This window comes from Sandarakinorhabdus sp. (assembly GCF_031430775.1).
In the GTDB taxonomy this organism is placed as follows: Bacteria; Pseudomonadota; Alphaproteobacteria; order Sphingomonadales; family Sphingomonadaceae; genus Sandarakinorhabdus.
In genome coordinates this window covers 1-6,070 of sequence record NZ_JANPCD010000141.1, presented here as the reverse complement: position 1 = coordinate 6,070, position 6,070 = coordinate 1, and the positions used below count along the sequence as shown (strand labels likewise).

The 6,070-nt window shown below is 63.0% G+C and carries 8 protein-coding genes and 1 pseudogene; 6 read left to right on the top strand and 3 right to left on the bottom strand.

The window, feature by feature from the left end; all coding sequences use genetic code 11:
• Positions 1-280 (top strand): SDR family oxidoreductase (locus RMQ73_RS08860; protein ID WP_310497792.1); only part of this gene is annotated, 280 nt, incomplete at its 5' end.
• A 37-nt stretch (positions 281-317) separates the two neighbouring features.
• Here RMQ73_RS08860 and RMQ73_RS08855 read toward each other — a convergent pair.
• Positions 318-1,139: a hypothetical protein gene (locus RMQ73_RS08855; protein ID WP_310497791.1), complete on the bottom strand. Its 822-nt coding sequence runs from the start codon at positions 1,137-1,139 to the stop codon at positions 318-320.
• Positions 1,140-1,504: 365 nt separating this feature from the next.
• On the opposite strand from RMQ73_RS08855, the gene RMQ73_RS08850 reads away from it, so the two are divergent.
• The 5 genes from RMQ73_RS08850 (at position 1,505) to RMQ73_RS08830 (ending at position 4,886) form a co-directional block, all read left to right on the top strand.
• The gene (locus tag RMQ73_RS08850; RefSeq protein WP_310497790.1) at positions 1,505-2,128 is read left to right on the top strand and encodes an energy transducer TonB; all 624 of its coding nucleotides are present in this window, start codon (positions 1,505-1,507) and stop codon (positions 2,126-2,128) included.
• Between the two features lie 77 nt (positions 2,129-2,205).
• Complete coding sequence (locus RMQ73_RS08845; protein ID WP_310497789.1) at positions 2,206-2,919, top strand: MotA/TolQ/ExbB proton channel family protein; 714 nt, start codon at positions 2,206-2,208, stop codon at positions 2,917-2,919.
• Positions 2,920-2,948: 29 nt separating this feature from the next.
• Positions 2,949-3,416 carry a biopolymer transporter ExbD gene (locus RMQ73_RS08840; RefSeq protein WP_310497788.1) on the top strand — a complete coding sequence of 156 codons (468 nt, stop codon included), beginning with the start codon at positions 2,949-2,951 and terminating at the stop codon, positions 3,414-3,416.
• Positions 3,417-3,533: 117 nt separating this feature from the next.
• Positions 3,534-3,950 carry a biopolymer transporter ExbD gene (locus RMQ73_RS08835; RefSeq protein WP_310497787.1) on the top strand — a complete coding sequence of 139 codons (417 nt, stop codon included), beginning with the start codon at positions 3,534-3,536 and terminating at the stop codon, positions 3,948-3,950.
• Between the two features lie 171 nt (positions 3,951-4,121).
• On the top strand, positions 4,122-4,886 hold the full coding sequence (locus tag RMQ73_RS08830) for a glucose 1-dehydrogenase (RefSeq protein ID WP_310497786.1): 765 nt from the start codon (positions 4,122-4,124) through the stop codon (positions 4,884-4,886).
• Here the strand turns inward: RMQ73_RS08830 and RMQ73_RS08825 are convergent.
• Both RMQ73_RS08825 and RMQ73_RS08820 read right to left on the bottom strand, forming a co-directional pair.
• Positions 4,871-5,524, bottom strand: coding sequence for a PEPxxWA-CTERM sorting domain-containing protein (locus tag RMQ73_RS08825; protein ID WP_310497785.1), 654 nt, complete (start codon positions 5,522-5,524; stop codon positions 4,871-4,873). The genes RMQ73_RS08830 and RMQ73_RS08825 overlap by 16 nt on opposite strands.
• An 86-nt stretch (positions 5,525-5,610) precedes the next feature.
• Positions 5,611-6,070 (bottom strand): annotated as a pseudogene (locus RMQ73_RS08820) (ATP-binding cassette domain-containing protein); the annotation flags it as partial.

Sequence of the window (6,070 nt, the reverse complement as noted above, 5' to 3'; positions counted from 1 at the left end):
TGGCGCCATGAAGCTGTTGTCCCGCGCCCTGGCCCCCCGCGTGCGCGTCAACGCCGTCGCCCCCGGCCTGACCTTGCCGACGGCCGATTACACGGCCGAACAGATGACCAGGCTGGCCGCCGCAATGCCTCTGGCGCGCTTGCCGGGGCCGCACGCGATTGCCGACGCAGTCGCTTGGCTGGCGGCCGCAGAAAACGTCACTGACCAGACGCTTTTCGTCGATGGCGGCGCCCATTTGCGCAGCTATGACCGGGACTTCGTTTTTCTGCACCGCGACTGATCCGCCATGTCGCGATTCGGCCCTGCCGGCGCGTCGTTCAGGGCGTCCGCCCGCACGGTCCCAGGCTGAGCAGCGCCGCCTGCCAGTCGGCGGCCAGCGCCGGGTCATCGCCGCCTGCTGTTGACGGCAGTTCGGCAGGCAGGACGCAGGCAAGCCGGTACCAGAGCAGCGTTTCCGGCCGCACCCGTTCGGCCGATTCGTCGATGATCTCGGCGCGCGACACTATCACCCTTCGCGCCTCGCCGGGCCGATTCTCGACCACGAGTGTCAGCGGCCTGCCATCCTTGGCGGTCAGGAAAAACTGGCTCTCGCTTTCGCCCGGCACAGTCCCTTCTGCGCGGAAACCATTGGAAACGCTCGTGACGACCGGGATTTTTCCGCTGCGTGCCTCGATGGCGATGGCACGCACCCGGCTTTCCAGTCCGGCATCCCAGGGCTGCTGCGCCAGCCGCGATACCAGCCGTGTCGCACCATCTGCGCCAGGAGCATTCAGCCAGGCCAGCACCGTCATTTTCTGGACCTTGGGCGGTTTTCCGCGTGCGTCCAGCGGTGCATCCCACAGCCATTGCAGCCGGGCGGGCAGGGCGCCCGGCGCCACCAGCGCTGCCTCCAGCCGTGCCGTGACCAGCAGCCGCGCCTTGCCGGCGGCCAGCCCGGGGGCAGCCTTTGCATTCAGACGGCTGGTTTTCTCGATGGTGCCGCGCACGATGACTGGCGCCGCCAGCGTCAGATCGGCAAGATCGGCGTATCCAGGTGGGCGTTCGGCCGATGCCAGCGGTGAGCCGGCAAAAGCCAGCAATATCAGCGCGGCTACCTTCGATACGGCAACCTTCGAAACGGGCGGGGCAGGCTTTGACATGGCTTTGTTGTATCGCGCCACAGGAGCGCAGGGCAAATGACGACTGCCGGGGATCATGGCCGGCTCAGCTGCGATGCTGTCAAATTGCCGCAGGCTGCCCGCCCGGGTGGGAATCGTCTCAGCCCGGAAGGGAACCCCCAATGGGCCGCAATTGTTGTGAAAACCGCAGGGCGAATGACGTAGCTGTCCGATGCCTGTCGAAAATGTGGCGAAAAGGCGGTTGCTCCTTGGCACAGCTTGCGGCTACAGGACGAAAATACGATTTGCAGTGTGAAGGGCCGGTACAAGGCTACAGCCTGCAAGCGTCTGGTGAAACTTAGTGGAGGGAGTTCGTCAGCACTATGTCCTATGCTGATCAACCTGGGATGAGCCGGAATCGGATGATTGCGCTCGGCATCGCTGCCGTGGTGCACGTCTTGATAGGGTATCTGTTCATTACCGGCCTCGCTGTGAACGCCATCAAGATTGCTCTCAACAAGATCGAGGCGGTGAACGTCAAGGAAGAGGCGCCGCCGCCGGACGAGCCGCCGCCGCCGCCGCCGAAGGAAATGGAAATTCCGCCGTACGTGCCGCCGCCGGAGGTCTCGATCCAGTCAGAATCTGCGCCGACCATCACGACGCAGACGACCATTTCCCAGCCGGAGCCGCCGCGCTATGTTGCACCGGCACCGCCCGCGCCGCCGGCACCGCCTTCGGTGGCGCCGACCGCAGCGACCGCCAAGGGTCGGGGCAACGTCTTCTCAGATGACGATTTCCCGGATGCATCGCGCCGTGCCGAAGAAGCCGGGGTGACCCGCGTCAGCTACACGATCGACGAAACCGGCAAGGTTTCGGAATGCACTGTCACGCAATCGAGCGGCTTTGCCCGCCTTGATGACGCGACCTGCAAGATCATCATGCGCCGCTTCCGCTTCAACCCGGCGACGCGCGACGGCCGACCGGTTGCCGAACGAAAGACCCAGCCGGTGCGCGGGCAGCTGAAGAACTGATGCTGACGCCGTCCGGTGCCAAAAGGGCGCCGGGCGGCAGTCTGTTTGAAAAACGATAATTTTTGAGGGAAGAGACAATGGAAGAGAACAAATTTGGCCTTATCCCCGCTCTGACGCAGGGTGGTCCCATCGCTTGGGGTACGTTCGGCATCCTGGTGATCATGTCGCTGGGCAGCTGGTACATCATCATCACCAAGTATCTGGATCAGAACAAGGTGATCAAAGAAGCCCGCGAACTCGAAAAGAAGTTTTGGGCCTCGCCCGATCTCAAGACCGGTGCAGCCAAGCTCGACAAGAATTCGCCCTTCCGCCAGATCGTCGATGACGGCCTGCGCGCTTCGGACCACCCCGAAGGCCGCCTGACCGACAAGATCGATCAGCACGAGTGGGTGACGATGGCGCTCAACCGTTCGAACGCCGCAATCAACTCCAAGCTCCAGACCGGCCTGTCGTTCCTGGCCTCGGTCGGTTCGACATCGCCGTTCGTCGGCCTGTTCGGCACCGTCGTCGGTATCTACCGCGCACTCATCAACATCGGCCTTGCTGGCCAGGCGTCGATCGACAAGGTTGCTGGCCCGGTTGGTGAAGCCCTGATCATGACCGCACTTGGTCTGGCCGTCGCCGTTCCTGCCGTGCTTGGCTACAACTGGCTGATCCGCCGGAACAAGGACGTCACCGACATGATGAACAACTTCGTTTCCGACGTGCATGGCGCGCTGGTTTCGGGTTCGCGCGTCGAGCGTCCGGTTGCTCCTGCAGCAGCCGCTGCCCCCAAGCCGCAGGCCCGCTAAGATCCGGCGTCATAAAGGGATAGCCCAATATGAGTATGAGTGTCGGATCGCCTGACGAAGACAGTGGCGGCGCGATGAGCGAAATCAACACGACGCCGCTGGTCGACGTCATGTTGGTTCTGCTGATCATCTTCCTGATCACCGTCCCGGTCGTCATCCAGACCGTGCCGTTGAACCTGCCTGAAGTGATCAACCTGCCGACCACGACCAAGCCGGAAAATGTGCTGTTGTCTGTCGATGCCAATTGCACGACATTCTGGGGCCAGACTCCGGTGGATACAAAGCAGGAACTGCTAGACCGTGGTGTCAAGGCGCTGAAGGACGAGATTGCCCGCCAGGAAAAGATCGGCGGCAAGATCGAACTGCCGGAGGTCCACATCCGCGGTGACAAGGACGTGGCCTTCCGCTGCGTCGGCGGGGTGATTTTCACCATGCAGCGCGCGGGCTTCCTCAAGGTCGGCTTCATCTCGCAGCCGCCGCCGAACGAGGTAGGTTGAACCAGACCATCGGGGGGCGGTGTAAACCGCTCCCTGCATGGCATAGGCTGCGAACGCCGGTGAAACGGGCCGGATTTCGCGGGCCGGAACAGAATTCAAGGAGCAATTTCGATGAGTATGTCTGTGGGCGGTGGCGGCGGCGAAGGTGCGCCACTGGTTGAGATGAACACGACGCCGTTGATCGACGTCATGCTTGTGCTTCTCATCATGTTCATCATCACGATCCCGCCGCAGACCCATGCCGTGAAGCTGGACCTGCCGCCGCCGAATCCGAACGCGAACAATATCGACCCGGTGTTCAACCAGATCGACATCGACTTCCTCAACAACGTCTATTGGAACAAGGTTCCGGTGGATATGGCGACCCTGCGCGGTTACCTCGGCCAGGCAGCCAAGATGCCCGAGCAGCCGGAACTTCGCATGCGCCCCGAGCCGGAAGCACGGTACGCAGTTGTCGATGAAGTCATGGCGTCGGCCCAGCAGGCCGGCATCGAAAAGATGGGCTTTGTCGGCAACGAAGCTTACGCGAACTAAGCCCGGGCCAACTGGAAACAGCGTCCGGAAACAGCGCAAGGGTCGGCCCGCAAGGGCCGGCCCTTTTGCTGTCTGCGCAAGCCGGGTGGCCAAACCAGCGCATAAGGCAGCTGTCGGCAGGCTTCATGCGGGTGTAACTTTCAGCCAATGCAACGCATCAGGGAGCGCTCAATGGCACGTCTGGCAAACAAGGTTGCTTTGATCACCGGCGCGGCATCGGGGCTGGGTGCCGAATGCGCGCGCGCAATGGCAGCCGAGGGGGCCGCTGTGCTGCTCACCGACCGCGATCCGGCCGGCCAGGACGTGGCTGACGCCATCACCGCCGCTGGTGGCCGCGCCGCCTTTGCAGCGCATGACGTGTCCAGCGACCAGCAATGGGCGGACGCTGTGCGTACCTGCCTTGCCCGTTTCGGCCGGCTAGACATTCTCGTCAACAACGCGGGCATCAGTGGCGGCCGTCATGCGCTGGCTGACCACGACCTTGAAGCCTGGCGGCAGATCATGTCCATCAACCTCGACGGAGTCTTTCTGGGCCTGCGTCATGTCGGCGGCGTGATGGCAGCACAGGGCAGCGGTTCGGTGATCAATCTCAGCTCCATCCTGGGCAAGGTCGGTCTTGCCAATGCAGCTGCTTATTGCGCCTCAAAGGGCGCCGTGTTGATGTTGACCAAGGCGGCGGCGGTCGAATGGGCACCGCTCGGTATCCGCGTCAATTCCGTCCACCCCGGTTTCATCGACACGCCGATGGTGCAAAATGCCTTGCACCAGGCCGAGAACGGCAATGAAATGCGAGACCTGTTGATCAGCGCTCATCCGCTGGGACGTTTTGGAGTGCCGCGTGAAATTGCCGACGCCGTGGTGTTCCTCGCCAGCGACGAAGCCAGCTTCATGGCCGGCGCCGAGCTGGTGGTCGATGGCGGCTATACCGCGCAGTAGCGCCGCCGCATAACGGCACCTGCCAGCCCGAAGCCGGCCAACAGCAGCATCCATTGCGCCGGCTCCGGCACTTCACTGATCTGCAGTGCATATCCTTGGGACATGGATTGAATGCCATAGCCGACTCTGCCCTGCACGAATCCGAAATAGGATATCCGCCAGCCGCCTTCGTCCAGAGCATAGGCGCCGGCGCCAAAATCAAGGACATGGCCACAACCGTCGCAACCGGCGTTGCTGATCTGGCTGCCGCCGCGCAGTTTCAGCCTGACCTCGCGGTCGGCAAGCCAGCTGACTTCGATGAGCATGTCGTTCTCGACGGGTCTGCCGATATCGACACCCTGAGACAGGCCAAATTCATGGGACGCGCCGTTGTCGAGGAACCGGGCCGACCAGCCGCCGCTGGCGCGCGATCCGCCCACCGGCAGTCCCTGGCATTCCTCCTCATGATGGTCGCACGGGCTGTAGTCGTAATAGGAGAAACCGCCGCCATAGCTGCCAAGGCCATACTCGCCGCCGTCTCCGGCGCCAGTGCCGATGATATCGACATAGGCGCGCTCAAGCCGGATGGCCGCCGTCGCCGGTGCCGCCACCATAACAGTCGGCAGGGCAACGATCAGCAGGGCATGAAGCATTCTCATGGCAACCTCCGTATCGCATGACCGATACCGGAGTATTCCAGACCGCCGTGGCGGCGCCTATCCGGGAATATGCGTAAGCATTCGCCTCAGGCCGCCGCGCGCATGTCGTCGAATTGCAGGCGCGCCAGCTTGGCGTACAGACCGTCCTGCGCGATCAACGCCTCGTGCGTGCCCTCGGCGACGATGCAGCCATTGTCCATGACGACAATGCGATCGGCATTCCTGACTGTTGCCAAGCGGTGTGCGATCACCAACGTCGTGCGGTTCTTCATCAGTCCTTCAAGCGCATGCTGCACCAGCCGTTCGCTTTCGCTGTCCAGCGCAGAGGTGGCCTCATCGAGCAGCAGCACAGGGGCATCGCGCAGCACGGCGCGGGCAATCGCCAATCGCTGGCGCTGGCCGCCCGACAGGCGCGTGCCCGCTACACCCAGATAGCTGTGGATACCGTCGGGCTAGTCCTTCAGGAACACATCTGCATGGGCGTCTTCGGCAGCGGCCCAGACCTCGGCCTCGGTCGACTCGGGCCGGCCATAGCGGATATTCTCC